General features: G+C 72.8%; 12 protein-coding genes and 1 tRNA gene. 6 read left to right on the top strand and 7 right to left on the bottom strand.

Translation table 11 applies throughout. The features are described from left to right. Nucleotides 1–220 precede the first annotated feature (220 nt). From QQA02_RS06235 to QQA02_RS06215, 5 genes are all read left to right on the top strand, one after another. Nucleotides 221–1,162 carry a sugar-binding transcriptional regulator gene (locus tag QQA02_RS06235; RefSeq protein WP_284863684.1) on the top strand — a complete coding sequence of 314 codons (942 nt, stop codon included), beginning with the start codon at nt 221–223 and terminating at the stop codon, nt 1,160–1,162. Nucleotides 1,163–1,561: 399 nt separating this feature from the next. Continuing rightward, nucleotides 1,562–2,275, top strand: coding sequence for a purine-nucleoside phosphorylase (gene deoD, locus QQA02_RS06230; RefSeq protein WP_284774275.1), 714 nt, complete (start codon nt 1,562–1,564; stop codon nt 2,273–2,275). A gap of 4 nt (nt 2,276–2,279) precedes the next feature. After that, complete coding sequence (locus tag QQA02_RS06225) at nt 2,280–3,650, top strand: MFS transporter (protein WP_284863682.1); 1,371 nt, start codon at nt 2,280–2,282, stop codon at nt 3,648–3,650. Nucleotides 3,651–3,693: 43 nt separating this feature from the next. Then, the gene (deoC, locus tag QQA02_RS06220; protein WP_284863680.1) at nt 3,694–4,356 is read left to right on the top strand and encodes a deoxyribose-phosphate aldolase; all 663 of its coding nucleotides are present in this window, start codon (nt 3,694–3,696) and stop codon (nt 4,354–4,356) included. A 2-nt stretch (nt 4,357–4,358) separates the two neighbouring features. Next, nucleotides 4,359–6,065, top strand: a complete 1,707-nt coding sequence (locus tag QQA02_RS06215; RefSeq protein ID WP_284863678.1) for a phospho-sugar mutase — start codon at nt 4,359–4,361, stop codon at nt 6,063–6,065. 129 nt (nt 6,066–6,194) lie between these two features. On the opposite strand, the gene QQA02_RS06210 is transcribed toward QQA02_RS06215, so the two are convergent. Further along, a tRNA-Tyr gene (locus QQA02_RS06210) sits at nt 6,195–6,279 on the bottom strand. Nucleotides 6,280–6,402: 123 nt separating this feature from the next. Continuing rightward, the gene (locus tag QQA02_RS06205; RefSeq protein ID WP_284774417.1) at nt 6,403–7,332 is read right to left on the bottom strand and encodes a polyprenyl synthetase family protein; all 930 of its coding nucleotides are present in this window, start codon (nt 7,330–7,332) and stop codon (nt 6,403–6,405) included. 295 nt (nt 7,333–7,627) lie between these two features. Between QQA02_RS06205 and QQA02_RS06200 the strand changes: the two genes are divergently transcribed. Continuing rightward, nucleotides 7,628–9,016, top strand: a complete 1,389-nt coding sequence (locus QQA02_RS06200) for an FAD-dependent monooxygenase (RefSeq protein WP_284863676.1) — start codon at nt 7,628–7,630, stop codon at nt 9,014–9,016. Here QQA02_RS06200 and QQA02_RS06195 read toward each other — a convergent pair. The 5 genes from QQA02_RS06195 to QQA02_RS06175 all read right to left on the bottom strand — a co-directional run bounded on the left by QQA02_RS06195 (nt 9,013) and on the right by QQA02_RS06175 (nt 14,159). Next, nucleotides 9,013–9,705: a demethylmenaquinone methyltransferase gene (locus QQA02_RS06195; RefSeq protein ID WP_284774263.1), complete on the bottom strand. Its 693-nt coding sequence runs from the start codon at nt 9,703–9,705 to the stop codon at nt 9,013–9,015. The genes QQA02_RS06200 and QQA02_RS06195 overlap by 4 nt on opposite strands. A gap of 156 nt (nt 9,706–9,861) precedes the next feature. Further along, the gene (locus tag QQA02_RS06190) at nt 9,862–11,130 is read right to left on the bottom strand and encodes a glycosyltransferase family 4 protein (RefSeq protein WP_284863674.1); all 1,269 of its coding nucleotides are present in this window, start codon (nt 11,128–11,130) and stop codon (nt 9,862–9,864) included. A gap of 88 nt (nt 11,131–11,218) precedes the next feature. Continuing rightward, the gene (locus QQA02_RS06185; protein ID WP_284774258.1) at nt 11,219–11,674 is read right to left on the bottom strand and encodes a DUF3592 domain-containing protein; all 456 of its coding nucleotides are present in this window, start codon (nt 11,672–11,674) and stop codon (nt 11,219–11,221) included. Further along, complete coding sequence (gene menD, locus QQA02_RS06180; protein WP_284774256.1) at nt 11,674–13,359, bottom strand: 2-succinyl-5-enolpyruvyl-6-hydroxy-3-cyclohexene-1-carboxylic-acid synthase; 1,686 nt, start codon at nt 13,357–13,359, stop codon at nt 11,674–11,676. Before menD ends, QQA02_RS06185 begins: the two co-directional genes overlap by 1 nt. 59 nt (nt 13,360–13,418) lie before the next feature. Next, nucleotides 13,419–14,159: a hypothetical protein gene (locus QQA02_RS06175; protein WP_284774255.1), complete on the bottom strand. Its 741-nt coding sequence runs from the start codon at nt 14,157–14,159 to the stop codon at nt 13,419–13,421. Nucleotides 14,160–14,177 lie beyond the last annotated feature (18 nt).

Genomic DNA, 14,177 nt, shown 5'->3' with positions numbered 1-14,177 from the left:
ACAAATCAGCACCTCAACCGACATTTTGACGCCTTCCACCCCGTCGATTTCCGACGTCCCGTCGCACGCCGCGAGCGGTTCCGTGCGCCGCAGTGCGTGGGGCGCGCCCTGCGGGCGCGGGCGCCGTGCGGGCGCCGTGCAACCCCTTGCGGGCCACGCGCACGGGTGCGACTCGGGCGCCGATGCGGGCCGCGGGGCCCGTGGGTGGGACAATGGACGCATGTTGAACGAGCGGGACGCACAGGCGGTCGACACGGCGAAGCTGTACTACGCCGGCGGCCTGAGCCAGGCGCAGGTGGCGGAGCGCCTCGGCGTCTCGCGACCCACCGTGTCCAAGCTGCTCAGCCGGGCCCACGAGCGCGGCTTCGTCACCATCACGCTGCACGACCCGCGCGAGCGCGGCGACGAGCTGGTCCAGCGGCTGCGCGAGCGCTTCGGGCTCGTCGACGCCCGCGTGGTGCGCCCGCCGGCCGGGGCGCCGCTGCTCAACGAGCTCGGCGGGGCCGGGGCGGGGCTCATCGAGGAGCTCGTCACCGACGACACGACGCTGGGCGTCTCGTGGGGGACGACGATGGCGGCCGTCGCCGAGCACCTGCGCCCACAGAACCGCGTCGGGGTCAAGGTGGTCCAGCTCAAGGGCGGCCACTCGCACTCGGAGCGCTCGACGAAGGACATGGCGACCCTCGCCGGCTTCGCGCGCGCCTTCCGGGCCGAGACGTTCATGCTGCCGCTGCCGGTCATCTTCGACTCGGTCGAGGCCAAGGAGTGGGTCGTGCGCGACCGGCACATCGCCCACATGCTCGAGCTGGGCGCGAACGTCGACGTCGCTGTGTTCACCGCGGGCTCGGCGGACCCGGAGTCGCTGGTGCTCAACCTCGGCTACCTGTCCGAGGAGGAGACCGCGGAGCTGTCCGCGCACGCCGTCGGCGACGTCTGCTCGCGGTTCTTCACCGCCGACGGCTCGCCGGCCGCCCCCGAGGTCGACGCCCGCACCGTGGGCATCACGCTCTCCGACCTGGCGAAGCGGCCCACCCGCGTGCTCGTCGCCGGCGGCGCGCGCAAGGCGGCGGCGATCCGCACCGCGCTGGACATGGGCCTGGCCACGCACCTGGTCATCGACCACGACACGGCCTCGCGCATCCTCGACGAGCCCGGCGACTGAGGCGCGCGGCCGCGGCACCGTCCCGCTGAACCTAGCCGCCACCGGACCCACCGGCCACGAGCCTTTCGACGCCACCGCCGCCCACACTTCCGCGGCGCACGCACTTCCCCGCCGCCCGCACTTCCCCGCCGCCCGCACTTCTCCGGCGCGCGCACTTCCGCGGCGCACGCACTTCCCCGCCGCCCGCACTTCCCCGGCGCACGGCGCCCTTCACCCAGACCCCGCCTGACGCCGTTCGGCGCACCAGGAACCGCCGACGGCCCGAAACCCACCACCGGGAGTGCATAATCTCACACCAAAAGGCCGAACATTTGCAAATTTACTCGTTGACATCTGTTCGCACGGGGGCTTACGCTGGGACCCGGCAACACCGCCACCGCCAGACAGGAGGGTCAGACAATGACCACCAGCACCCCCCACATCAACCCGCAGGGCGTCGAGATCGCCGAGACGGTCCTGCTGCCCGGCGACCCGCTGCGGGCGAAGTTCATCGCCGAGACCTACCTGGACAACCCGCGTCAGTTCAACGCCGTGCGCAACATGCTCGGCTACACCGGAACGTACAACGGAACGCCGGTCTCCGTGATGGGTTCCGGCATGGGGATCCCCTCGATCGGCATCTACTCCTGGGAGCTGATCCACCGCTTCGGCGTCCGCAAGGTCATCCGCGTCGGCTCCATCGGCGCCATGCAGGAGGACATCGACCTCTACGACGTCATCGTCGCCTCGTCGGCCTCGACCGACTCGAACTTCCTGAAGCAGTACAACCTGCCGGGCACCTACGCCCCCACCGCCTCCTGGAAGCTGCTCAAGGCGGTCACCGACCTCGCCGAGGAGCGCGAGGTGCCCCTGCACGTGGGCAACATCCTCAGCTCCGACGTCTTCTACAACTTCGACGAGACCGTCAACTCCCGGTGGGCGCACATGGGCGTGCTCGGCGTCGAGATGGAGTCCGCCGCGCTCTACGCCATCGCCGCCGAGGCCGGCGTCGACGCGCTCGGCGTGTTCACCGTCTCCGACAACCTGGTCACCGGCGGCGCCACCACCGCGGAGGAGCGCCAGACCGCGTTCACCCAGATGATGGAGCTCGCGCTCCCGCTGGCGGAGGTCTAGGGCCGTGAACAAGACACAGACCGCCAAGCAGGGCGAGAAGAACGCCGCCGCGCTCAACCCGAAGCGCGCCGTCCCGATCCTCCTGTTCACCTTCGTCTTCTGCCTCGTCATCGACAACGCCTTCAAGACGATGACGATGCCGATCGCCGAGGGCCTGGGCATCGACGACAACACCGCCTCCCTGCAGGCCTCCCTGGCCGGCGTGATCATCGGCATCGGCGCGGTGGTCTACGCCGCGCTCGCCGACTCGATCTCGATCCGCAAGCTGATGCTCGCCGGTGTCGGCCTGATCGTGGTCGGCTCCGCGATCGGCTGGATCTTCTCCGGCTCCTGGGCGATGGTGCTCACCGGCCGCCTGGTCCAGACCACGGGCCTGGCCGCCGCCGAGACCCTCTACGTCATCTACGTGACCAAGCACCTCAGCGAGGCGGACCAGAAGACCTACCTGGGCTTCTCCACCGCCGCCTTCCAGGCCGGCCTCCTCATCGGCGCGCTGACCAGTGGGTTCGTGTCCACGCACATCTCGTGGACCGCGATGTTCCTCATCCCGCTGATCCTCATCCTCGCCGTCCCGGCCATCTACAAGATGGTCCCCGAGGACGAGGCCGTCGAGGGCCACCTCGACGCCGTGGGGCTCGTGCTCATCGCCGTGTTCGCCACCTCGCTGACGATGTTCATGCAGGCGTTCAACTTCCTGTGGCTCATCCCGGCCGTCCTGGGTGTCGCCGGCTTCGCCTGGCACATCCAGCGCGCCCAGCACCCCGTGGTCAAGCCGGAGTTCTTCAGCAACGGCCGCTACGTCTGGACCCTGGTGATGGTCTTCCTGGTCTACTCCACGCAGCTCGGCTTCATCTTCCTGCTGCCGTACGCCGCGCAGGACCTGCACGGCATGTCCATCGACCGCGCCAGCCTGCTGATGGTGCCCGGCTACATCTGCGCGATCCTCGTCGGCGTCTTCTCGGGCCGCATCGGCAAGGTGCTGACGAGCCGGACGACCATCTACATCGCCTTCGGCATGATCGTCGGCGCCCTGGTCCTGTGCGCCCTGTTCATGAACCTGCACGTCGCGGTGCTCATCGTCGCGATCATCGCCTTCGCCTCCGGCTTCGCGCTCTTCTACGCGCCGCTGGTCAACACGGCCCTGAGCAACATCCCGGCGCAGAAGTCCGGCATCGCCATCGGCTTCTACAACCTGACGATCAACATCGCGGTCCCGCTGGGCATCGCCTACTCCGCCAAGCTCAACGACATCACGGATAACTATTCGGTGATCCTGTGGGTCCTCGCGGCCGTCGCCGCCGCCGGCAGCACGATCTACGTGGTCGCCGACCTGGCCATGGCCCGCAGGGAGCAGGCCCCCGCCCGCGTCGCCTGAACCCCGCCCCGAGCCCGAACAACACCACCTCCAAGGAGAGAAAATGACTGACCCCAAGACCGTCGCGGACATGATCGACCACACCCTGCTCAAGCCGGAGTCCACCCCGGACGACGTCACCGAGCTGATCGCCGAGGCTGCGAAGCTGGGCACCTACTCCGTGTGCGTCTCCCCGTCGCAGCTGCCCGTCGAGACCCCCGAGGGCGTCCACGTCGCCACCGTCGTCGGCTTCCCCTCCGGCGCCGTCAAGGCCGAGATCAAGGCCGCCGAGGCCGCCCGTGCCGTCGAGGACGGCGCAGAGGAGGTCGACATGGTCATCAACATCGCCTTCGCGCTGACCGGCCACTTCGACGAGCTCGAGTCCGAGATCCGCACCGTGCGCGAGGCGATCCCCGGCGTCGTGCTCAAGGTGATCCTTGAGACTGCAGTGCTTGACGACGCCGCGGTGGTCACCGCCTGCCGCGCCGCCGAGGCGGCGGGCGCCGACTTCGTGAAGACCTCCACCGGTTTCCACCCCGCCGGCGGCGCGAGCGTGCACGCGGTGAAGCTGATGGCCGACACCGTGGGCGGGCGCCTGGGTGTGAAGGCCTCCGGCGGGATCCGCACCGGCGCCGACGCGCTGGCGATGATCGAGGCGGGCGCGACCCGGCTGGGCCTGTCCTCCTCGGCGAAGGTGCTGGCCGACATCGAGAACGAGGCGAAGTAGCCGTGGACACCGATTCTGAACTGACGACGCCGGCCGCGGGCGACGAGGCGCTCCTCGCGCACGCCCGCCGGTGGGCCGAGCACGACCCGGACCCGGCCACCGCCGCCGAGGTGCGCGGCTGGATCGACTCCGGTGACACCGAGGCGCTGGCGGCGGCCTTCGCCGGGCCGCTGGCCTTCGGCACCGCCGGGCTGCGCGCCGCGGTCGGCGCCGGGGAGTCCCGGATGAACCGCGCCGTGGTCATCCGCACCACCTACGGTCTCATGCGCTGGCTGCGCCGCACGGTCGCGGACCCGGTCGTGGTCGTCGGCTGCGACGCCCGCCACGGCTCGGCGCAGTTCCAGAAGGACGTCGCGAAGGTCGTGGCGGCGGGCGGCGGCACGGCGCTGGTGCTGCCGGCGGAGAACCCGACGCCGCTGACCGCGTTCACGGTGCGCCACGCAGGTGCCGACGCCGGCGTGATGGTCACCGCCTCGCACAACCCGCCGGCCGACAACGGCTACAAGGTCTACCTGGGCGGGCGCGTGGTCACCGGCGACGGCCAGGGCTCGCAGCTGATCTCGCTGGCTGACAAGGAGATCGCCGGGGAGATCGCGGCCGCCCCCGCGGCCGACGAGATCCTCGCCGCCGCCTCCGACGGCCGTTCCGCGGACGGTGACCACTCCGCGCACGCCGCCGGTGAGACCACCCGCGCCAACGCCGCCGGTGAGATCCGTGACGTGGACACCCGCGCCGAGTACATCGGCCGCGCACTCCAGCTGACCGGCCCGGTCACCGACCTGACGATCGCGCTGACCGCCATGCACGGCGTGGGCGCGGCCATCGGCGAGGAGCTGCTCAACCGCGCCGGGTTCACCGTCTCGCTGGTGCCCGAGCAGGCCGAGCCGGACCCGGACTTCCCCACCGTGGAGTTCCCCAACCCGGAGGAGCCCGGTGCGCTGGACCTGGGCAAGACCCACGCGGAGAAGATCGGCGCGGACGTGCTCATCGCCTACGACCCGGACGCCGACCGCTGCGCCGTCGCTGTGCCCGGCGACTCCGGCTGGCGCCAGCTGACCGGTGACGAGACCGGCGTCCTGCTGGGCGACTACCTCGCTCGCCGCGCCGCGGCCGGCGCCGAGAACGACGCCGCGGACGCGAAGGGCACCTTCGCCAACTCGATCGTCTCCTCGCGCCTACTCGGGCGCATCGCGGAGCACTACGGCTACGGCCACGAGGAGACCCTGACGGGCTTCAAGTGGATCTCGCGGGTGCCGGGACTGGTCTTCGGCTACGAGGAGGCCATCGGCTTCTGCCCGGACCCGGACGCCGTGCACGACAAGGACGGCATCTCTACCTCGGTGGTGCTGGCCAGCCTGGCCGCGGAGCTGAAGGCCGAGGGCAAAACGCTGGTGGACCGGCTCGCGGAGATCCACGCGATGGTCGGCCCGCTGACCACCCGCCCGCTGACCTTCCGCGTGGCGGACACCTCGCTGATCGGCAAGGCGATGGAGAAGGTCGCCACCGAGCCGCCGACGCAGTTCGCCGGCTCCCCGGTCGCGGAGACGAAGGAGTTCTCGCAGGGCTTCATCTTCTTCACCGAGGCCGACGACCGCGTCGTGGTCCGCCCCTCGGGCACGGAGCCGAAACTGAAGTGCTACCTCGAGTCGCCCGACCCGGAGCGCCTGGCGCCGATCTCGGAGGGCCTGCGCGCCTACTTCGGCCTCTGACGGGCCCGGGCCGCGCAGGCGCCGGCTCGTGGCCGCCTGCGGCCCCCGGCTCCGCTGGCCCCGGGCGGCGCCCCGACCACCCGACGCAGAAATAACCCCGCCGCACCTCTCGGTGCGACGGGGTTTTCGTGGTGCCGGGTAGAAGATTCGAACTTCTGAAGGCAATGCCGGCGGATTTACAGTCCGCTCCCTTTGGCCGCTCGGGCAACCCGGCAGACGTCACGTACTGGAACCGTGGACCGGCTCCGTGGCGCGGGTTCATACTCTACTACGACGGCCCGGCCGCACACCAAATCATTGCGCTCAACTGCACAGATGCCCCGCCCGGGCCCCGGACCTAACCGACGCGGCTAGCGGTGTACTCGGCCAGCTGCCGCAGCGCCGCCGTCACCGGCCCGTCGGGCAGGTGGGTCAGGCACTCCTCGGCCTCGTCGACCCAGGCGCGCACGTCGACCAGCGCGCGCTCGCGCCCGCCGGAGCGCTCCAGCAGCCCGAGCACCTCGGCCAGCACGGCGTCGTCGGTGACGGGGCCGTCGAGCAGCTCGCGCAGCCGCGCGCCGGTCTCGTTGTCCTCGGCCATCGCGTAGAGCACCGGCAGCGTGAACACGCCCTCGCGCAGGTCGGTGCCGCGCTCCTTGCCGGACTCCTCCGGGTCGGAGAAGACGTCGATGATGTCGTCGACGATCTGGAAGACCATGCCGATCGCGCGCCCGTAGCCGTGCAGCGCGGAGATCCGCTCGGTGTCCGCGCCGCCGTGCAGGCCGCCCAGGTAGCCGGCCGAGGCGATGAGCACACCGGTCTTCTCGCGGATGACCTGCGTGTAGTGCTCGATCGGGTCGCCGCCACGGGCGCCGACGGTCTCGCGCATCTGGCCGGTGACCAGCTCGCCGAAGGTCTCGGAGAAGTGGCGCACGGTGGCCACGCCCAGGTCCGCCATCAGCCCGGAGGCCAGGGCCAGCAGCCGGTCGCCAGCGAGGATCGCCACGGAGTTGCCCCAGCGCGCGTTCGCCGACTCCACGCCGCGGCGCCGCTGCGCCTCGTCCATGACGTCGTCGTGGTACAGCGTCGCCAGGTGCGTCATCTCGACCAGCGCAGCGGCCTTGACCACGTCGTCGCACATCGGGCGGTCGCCGTACTCGCTGGCCAAAAGCGCGAACATCGGCCGGAAGCGCTTGCCGCCCGCCTTGGCGAGGTGCAGCACCTTCTCCGAGACGATCTCGTCGCCCTCGGACAGCTTGCGCTCGAGCAGGTCCTCCACGCGTGCCATGGCGTCGTTCAGCCGGGCGGCGAGGGCCTCGTCGCTCAAGGGGAGGGACCCGGAGACTACGTCCGGGGTGCCTTCACCGTGGATCTTCAAAATTGGTGTCCTTACCGTTCACAGGCCTGTGCGTGCGTGGCCGGGCGCGGCCGCGCACCTCGGTTGTCGACGCGCCAACAGCGCGTCGGAGCTCGCCCACAACCGTAGCCCACGCACCCGTCGAAAGTGCACCCGGGCCGCATGCGTCGCCGCAGGGGACGCACCCGGGGGTGCCACGCGGGCGTCGTCAAGCGTCGATGGGACAATGACGGGCGTGGTTGAGCAAGTGCACACGGACGTCCTCGTCGTCGGCGCCGGGCCCGCGGGCTCCGCGGCGGCGATCCATGCCGCGCGCGCCGGACGCGGGGTGATCCTCGCCGACGCCGCGCGGTTCCCGCGCGACAAGACCTGCGGCGACGGGCTGACCCCGCGCGCGATGCACCAGCTGCGCCGGCTCGGCGTCGCGGGCGAGGTGCTCGGCGCCTACCGCAACCGCGGCCTGAAGCTGCACGGCTTCGGCGACTCGGTGACGGTGCCGTGGCCCGACAGCCGCTTCGGGGCTGAGGGTTCCGCGGTGCCGCGCACGCTTTTCGACGCCGCGCTGGTCCGGGCCGCCGCCGACGCCGACGCCGAGCTGTGGGGCGGGGCGCGCGCGAGCGCGGTCGAGCGCGACGCCGCCGGGGCGGTCCGGGAGGTCACGTTCGTGCGCGACGGGGCCGAGCGGCGCGTGCGCTGCCGGCACCTGATCGTCGCCGACGGCGTGCGCTCGGAGCTCGGGCGGCGCCTGGGCCGGAAGTGGCACCGCGGCGAGGTCTACGGCATCGCGGCGCGCTCGTACTGTCGCAGCCCGCGCGCCCGGGAGGAGTGGATCCACTCGCACCTGGAGCTGCGCGACGCCGACGGCGTGGTGCAGCCCGGTTACGGGTGGATCTTCCCGCTTGGCGACGCCCCGGTGGGCGGCGACCCCGACGCCGCTGCGGCGCGGCTGCGTGGCGGCGCTGATGCGGGCGCTGACGCGCCCGGCGCAGGCGGTTCCGCTGCGGGCTGGGTGAACCTGGGCTGCGGGGCGCTGTCGACGGCGGCGCGCCCGGCGAAGGTCAACACGAAGAAGCTGCTGTCGCACTACGCCGCCGCGCGCAGCGAGGCGTGGACGCTCGGCGAGGAGCAGCACGTGACCTCGGCGATGCTGCCGATGGGCGGCGCGGTCAGCGGTGTCGCAGGCCCGAACTGGGCGCTGATCGGCGACGCGGCAGCCTGTGTCAACCCGCTCAACGGCGAGGGCATCGACTACGCCCTGGAGACCGCCGAGCAGGTCGTCGCGCTGATCTGCGCGGCCGGCGGCGACGGCGGGGATCTCACGGCCGCCTGGCCAGCGCTGCTCAACGAGCACTACGGCGAGGCGTTCCTGCTGGCGCGCACGCTGGCCCGCGCGCTGACGCACCCGCGGTTCCTGCCGGCGGTGGGCCCGCTGGGGCTGCGCGGCCCGGCGGCGCGGGTGATCATGCCGGCGGCGGCGCGGCTGATGGGCAACCTCGTCACCGACGAGGACCGCGACCTGGTCGCGCGCGTGTGGCGGGCGGCCGGCGCGGTCACGAAGGCCGCCCGCGCGGGCTCGCCGCTCTGGGCGCCCGCGGAAGTCGCCCCGGCGAGCTAGGCGCCGGGCTTGACGGCGGAGTGGATCGCGACGATGCCGAGGGTCAGGTTCTGCCACCCGGCGTCGGTCCACCCGTTGCGGTTGATCTCGCGGGCGAGCCCGACCTGGTCGGGCCACTGGCGGATCGAGTCGGCGAGGTACTCGTAGGCCTCGGGGTTCGAGGAGACCAGCCGCGCGATCTGCGGCAGCAGGCGCATCAGGTACTCCTTGTAGACCGTCGCGAAGACGGGCACCACGGGCGTGGAGAACTCGTTGACCAGCAGGCGTCCGCCCGGCTTGGTCACGCGCGCCATCTCGCGCAGCGCGGCGCGGAAGTCGTGGACGTTGCGCAGCCCGTAGGAGATGGTCACCGCGTCGAAGGTCTCGTCGGCGAAGGGCAGGCGCATCGCGTCGCCGCACACCTTGGGCACGTCGCGGTCGCGGCCGGCCTTGAGCATGCCGCGCGAGAAGTCGCAGGCCACGCACCAGGCGCCGGAGCGGGAGAGCTCCACGGTCGACACGGCGGTGCCGGCGGCCAGGTCGAGGACCTTCTCGCCGGGCTTCAGGTCGAGGCGCTCGCGCGTGCGGCGCCGCCAGTAGCGGTCCTGCCCGAAGGACAGGACGGTGTTCGTGATGTCGTAACGCTTGCCGACGTCGTCGAACATCCCCGCGACGTCGAGCGGCTTCTTGTCCAGGTCTGCCTTAGCCACGTCGGCCGAGTCTACCGTCCATCCGCTTGCCGACGTCGCGCGGAGCACGTCGGCGGTCCCCCACGGCCTGGTGCGTGGCGGCGCACGCACTCGGCTGCCCGGGTGAAGCGCCGCTCAGGGAAGGCGCAACCGGACCGGCCCGCGCCCGAAGGCCTTTTAAGCGGCGCCGGCGTTGCGGGCGTCGCCGGCGAGATGGCCCGCACGCCCGGCGCGCCCGGCGCGGGCGCCTCGCACCGCGTGGCCGGCCGCCAGGTCCGCGGTCCACAGCGGGCGGTAGGCCGCCTTGAGCGCCGCCAGGCCGGTCGGCCGGAACCGGCCGATGACCTCCCGGTAGTGCCCCAGCAACTTCTCGCCCTGCGCGTACCAGGTGCGGTTCTCCACGGTCTCCCGGCAGGTACGCGCCATGGTGTCGTGCACGGCGTCGTCAAGCAGCCGCTCCACGGCTGCGGGCAGGTCGCGGGAGAAGGTCGCGACGTCGAGGAGCTCGCCGGTGACGGACTGCTCGATGAGGTCGACGGGGCCGCCGGCGCGCGGGCCGATGGTGGGCACGCCCGAGGCCTGCGCCTCCTGGACGGCCTGGCAGAAGGTCTCGAACTCACCGGGGTGGACGAACAGGTCGAGCGAGGCGTAGGCCTCGGCGAGCCGGTCGCCGCCGAGTTGGCCGGTGAACACGGCGTCGGGCATCAGTTCGCGCAGGCGGTCGCACTCGGGGCCGTCGCCGACGATGACCAGCTGGATGTCCGGGCGCCCGGAGAGCACGGCGAGGCGGTGCACTCCCTTCTCCGCGGCGAGGCGGCCGACGAAGCCGACGACGCGCTTGCGGCCCGTCGGTTCCCAGCTGCGACGCAGCTCGGCGGAGCGCTTGGCCGGGTTGAAGCGCTCCGCGTCGACGCCGCGGCCCCAGCGGTAGACGTTGCGCACGCCGTGGGCGGTCAGCGCGGCGATCGTCGGCGAGGACGGCGCCAGGGTGCGCGCGCACGCGTTGTGCACCAGGCGGGTCCACTCCCAGGCGGCGGTGGCCAGGGGGCCGAGGTGGTAGCGCCCGGAGAAGCCGGCGACGTCGGTCTGGTAGACGCCGACGGCCGGCACGCCCAGCTGCGCGGCCGAGTAGGCGCCCGCCGCGCCGAGGACGAAGGGGCTGGCCAGGTGGACCACGTCCGGCTCGAAGTCGCGCAGCACGGCCGTCACGGTCGGGGTGGGCACGCCGACGGGCAGCGAGTCGACGAGCGGGACGCGCACGGTGGGCACGCGGTGGATCGGGAAGCCGCGGTACTCGGGGATCTCCTCTTCGAAGCCGCGGGCGCCGGGGGCGACCACGACGGCCTCGTGACCGGTGGCCTCGAGGTGCTCGAGGACGCGCAGCACCGAGTTGGTCACGCCGTTGACGTTGGGCAGGAATGACTCCGTGACGATACCGATCCGCATGCCTGTCATCCTTTCCGTGCGCCACTGCCGGGTGTTGTCCACCGGTGGTACTTAGTTTGAAGCTTAAGAGAAGTCGCGGTGAACTGTGTCACCCGCGCGGGCCGCGTCCCACCCGCGCCTGCCGTTGCCGACGGTTGCCGACGCTGCCCGCCAGCCACCACAGCAGCCCCGCGACCACGGTGCACACCAGCCACGAGGAGGCCGCCGGGGTCAGCGCCAGCGTCCACCCGCGGCCCTCGATCTTGACCAGGGCGGGGTCGTCGACGGCGTAGGTGACCCAGACGCGCTGGCCCTCCTGCAGCCCGCCCGGGTAGGCCACCCCGCCCGGCGGGGAGTGGAAGATGCCCTCGGCGTCCTGGTAGTCGACGGTGGTGCGCCGCCAGCCGACGTCGGTGACCTCGGCCAGGGCGCGCCCCGGGTCGGCGGCGATGGTGCGGTCGTTGAGCGCGGGCCCGATGACCATCGCCGCGCAGCCCAGGCACGCCAGCGTGTAGAGCGCCACGATGAACTGGCGCACGCGCTTGCGCAGCCCGCCGCTGTCCACTACGCGCCCTCCCCGACAGCGCGCACGGCGACCTTCTGCACGGTCTCCGTCAGCGCGCGCCGCGTGGCGCGCGTCGTGCGCGCCTCGATGACGTGGAAGCGCGGGTGCCCGGCGGCGTCGACGAGGGCGTCGACGAGTTCCCCGAGATTTCCGACGCGTGCGTGCTCCACCCCGTAGGCTGCACAGAGCTCGCCCAGGTCGACGCCGGTCGGCGTGGCGAAGGCGCGCTCGAAGCCCGGGCGCAGGCCAGGCGCGCCGATCTCGAGGGACTCGAAGATGCCGCCGCCGTCGTCGTTGGCGACCACGACCGTCAGGTTGTCCGGGCGCGGTTCGTCGGCGCCGATGAGCAGGCCGCCGACGTCGTGCAGGAAGGCCAGGTCGCCGAGCAGGGCGACGGTGCGCGGGGCCGTCGGCAGTTCGGGGTGCTCGGCCTGGGCTGCCAGGGCCGCGCCGACCGCCTGGGAGACCGAGCCGTCGATGCCGGCCGCCCCGCGCGGGGTCAGCGTGCGCACGCCGGCGAACGGCAGGCCGACCCAGGAGAGGTCGCGCACCGGGTTCGACGCCGCGGCGAAGAGCGTGTCGCCGTCGCCGAGCTCGTCGGCCACCGCGGCGGCCACGTGCAGGCCGGTGAAGCCGTACTCGGAGTCGGCCAGCCCGGCGCGCACGGCCTCGGCGGCCAGCTGGGAGGCGCGCTCGCAGGCGGCCAACCACTCCCGGCGCGGGGCGCCCGAGGCCCTGACCCGGGAGCCGACGCGGGAGGCAGCGCCCTCCGGGTCGGTGACCGTCTCCGTGCGGCTGAGCACGATCACCTCCGGCGGCGTCGCAGGCGCCGCCGCGGAACCGCCGGCGCCGGCGGGCGCGACGTCGTCAAGCACACCCGCGGCAAGCCGCAGCACGGCGCGGTGCAGGGTGGGGTGACCTACGACGATGACCTGCTCGGGGCGCAGCGCGGCGGCGGCCAACGGGTGGACGGGGTTGAGCGGGGCGGGCGCGCTGGGCTCGGCGATGGTGGGCGCCTCCTCGAGGCCGGGGACCTCCCAGGCCTCGTCGCCGGCGATGACGAGGGTGTCGCGCGTGAGGTCGACAGCGACCTCGCCGTGGTCGACGCCCGGGGTGACCGGGCGCGGGCGCGTGGTACGGGCCCCACCGACCGGCTCGGGCGCGACCGGCGGCACCAGCGGGTTGTCCAGCGCGACGTTGAGGTGGGCCTGCGCGTGGGCGGCGAGGAACGCGTCGATCTGCGCGGCCGCCCCCTCGCCGGTCCCGACGTGGTCGACCTGCAGGGTCGGCGCGTAGCCGCCGAAGAGGCCGCGCTGCACGATCGTCTGCGAGGCGCCGGTGCCCACCAGGCGGGCGGGGCGGTCGGCGGCGAGGACGACCAGCGGGGTGTGCGACTGGGCGGCCTCGACGACGGCGGGCAGGCAGTTGGCCACGGCCGTGCCGGAGGTCATGCACACCGCCACGCGGCGGCGCTGCGCGCGGGCCAGGCCCAGGGCGAGGAAGGCGGCGGAGCGCTCGTCGACGCGCACGTGCACGCGCAGGTCGCGCCGGGCGGTCAGCGCCAGGGTCAGGGGCGTGTTGCGCGAGCCGGGGCAGACGACGACGTCGGTGACGAAGCCGGCGAGCCGGTCGACCACCTCGGCGGCCAGTGCGGTCGAGGGTGCGGCATCACGGGAATCGCTCATGGCCCCCGATTCTAGAGCCCCGGCGCGCGGCACCCGGCGGGCGTGCGGCGCGCCCCGCCTCAGCCCGCGGTGTCCGGCGCCGGCTCGCCGCCGGGCTGCGCGCCGTCCCCACCGGTGAGCCTGCCGAGGAAGTCGTCCCACAGCTCGCGCAGCTGCGCCTCGTCGGTCGGCGCCTCCTCCGGCAGCTCGGGCAGCTGCGAGGTGTCGAAGCTCGGCAGCTCGCTGGGCAGCTCGAAGCGCGGCCCGGTCGGCTCCTCGGTGACGGTGGTGCGCTCGGTGGAGGTGACCTCCTCGGTGGTGGTCACCTCGGTCGACTCGCCGTCGCCGCCGGTGGTGCGTCCGAGCAGGAAGAGCAGCGCGCCGGCCAGCAGCACCGCCAGCGTCACCCCGATGACCTTGCCGGTGCCCGACCCCGAGCCGCCCGAGCGGCGCGGGCGCTCCTCGAAGTGGCGTAGGTCGCGGCCGCGCTCGTCGCGGTTGTCGTAGTCGTCGTAGCCGTCGTCGTAGTAGGCGTCGTCGTAGTAGGCGTCGTCGTAACCGTCGTCGTAGCGCGCGTCGCGCGGCGGGATGTACTGGCGCGGCTGCTGCGGCCCCGGCTCGCCGGCCGCGCCCAGGTAGCGCGTCGAGTCCGCGCCCGGGCGGCCGCGGTAGTTGCTTTCCGACGCCGCGCCCAAGTACCGCGTGCCCTCCCCGTCGCCGTAGGCGTCGCGACGTCCCCCCGGTTCCCGTCCCGACGAGGGGCCGAGGTAGCGCGTGGAGTCGTCGTCGGAACCGCCGTAGCGGTAGTTGTCGTTGGCCATCTCGCTCCTCCGGGGTCG

The sequence above is a fragment of the Corynebacterium sp. MSK006 genome, assembly GCF_030232385.1.
GTDB lineage: Bacteria > Actinomycetota > Actinomycetes > Mycobacteriales > Mycobacteriaceae > Corynebacterium > Corynebacterium frankenforstense_A.
Note: the sequence above shows the minus strand (reverse complement) of the source record. Positions and strands in the feature narration are given on the sequence as shown.

Bases quoted from the DNA above. Each gene is read 5' to 3' on its own strand.
- QQA02_RS06235 (WP_284863684.1), top strand. From the start codon at position 221: ATGTTGAACGAGCGGGACGCACAGGCGGTCGACACGGCGAAGCTGTAC.
- deoD (WP_284774275.1), top strand. From the start codon at position 1,562: ATGACCACCAGCACCCCCCACATCAACCCGCAGGGCGTCGAGATCGCC.
- deoC (WP_284863680.1), top strand. From the start codon at position 3,694: ATGACTGACCCCAAGACCGTCGCGGACATGATCGACCACACCCTGCTC.
- QQA02_RS06205 (WP_284774417.1), bottom strand. From the start codon at position 7,332: ATGGCACGCGTGGAGGACCTGCTCGAGCGCAAGCTGTCCGAGGGCGAC.
- QQA02_RS06200 (WP_284863676.1), top strand. From the start codon at position 7,628: ATGACGGGCGTGGTTGAGCAAGTGCACACGGACGTCCTCGTCGTCGGC.
- QQA02_RS06190 (WP_284863674.1), bottom strand. From the start codon at position 11,130: ATGCGGATCGGTATCGTCACGGAGTCATTCCTGCCCAACGTCAACGGC.
- menD (WP_284774256.1), bottom strand. From the start codon at position 13,359: ATGAGCGATTCCCGTGATGCCGCACCCTCGACCGCACTGGCCGCCGAG.
- QQA02_RS06175 (WP_284774255.1), bottom strand. From the start codon at position 14,159: ATGGCCAACGACAACTACCGCTACGGCGGTTCCGACGACGACTCCACG.